A 533-nucleotide genomic window follows, 5' to 3' on the forward strand; every position below is an offset into this window, starting at 1 on the left:
TCCTCGATATCCTTTGGGAGCTGGGCAGTGCCAGCACCCGCCAAATCCACGAGCGTATCTTGGCCGATCCCGACCGAGAGTTGGCCTATGCCTCTGTAACTACCGTTTTACGGCGCCTAAGCCAGAAGGGCTGGGTGAGCTGTGAACGTCGCACCGATGCAGAAGGGCGGAGTCTGCCGATGCTGTGGCGGCCCCGTCTTTCTCGCCAGGAAGCTGCCAGCCTCAGGGCCTTTGCCCAGTTGCAGCAATTTTTGGCCGTCGGGGATCCCGACACGGTGGCAGCCTTTGCCGACAGTCTGGATCAGGCCAGCGTGTCCCAGTTGCAGGCGATTGCCGAGCGGCTGCGGGCTGCGCGGGAAGCCAGGAGGGATCCCCAATGAGCCACTTGGGCATGTTGCTGTTGGGTTTGGGCCTCAGTTGGCTGTGGCGAGCCCAGGTGCGGCTGGATAGAGGGGGTTCCTGGGCCCAGCGCTGGCAGTGGGCCTGGATCCACTTCTTGCTGCCGCCGCTGTTTTTGCTGATGACTGCCCTTG

General features: G+C 63.0%; 1 protein-coding gene. It reads left to right on the plus strand.

What is annotated here, in order from left to right:
• Positions 1-380, plus strand: a 380-nt coding sequence (locus tag NW852_RS12650; RefSeq protein ID WP_414426798.1) for a BlaI/MecI/CopY family transcriptional regulator, incomplete at its 5' end; no start/stop codon positions are given.
• Positions 381-533: the final 153 nt, after the last annotated feature.

Source organism: Synechococcus sp. H60.1, from assembly GCF_047462335.1.
In the GTDB taxonomy this organism is placed as follows: Bacteria; Cyanobacteriota; Cyanobacteriia; order Thermostichales; family Thermostichaceae; genus Thermostichus.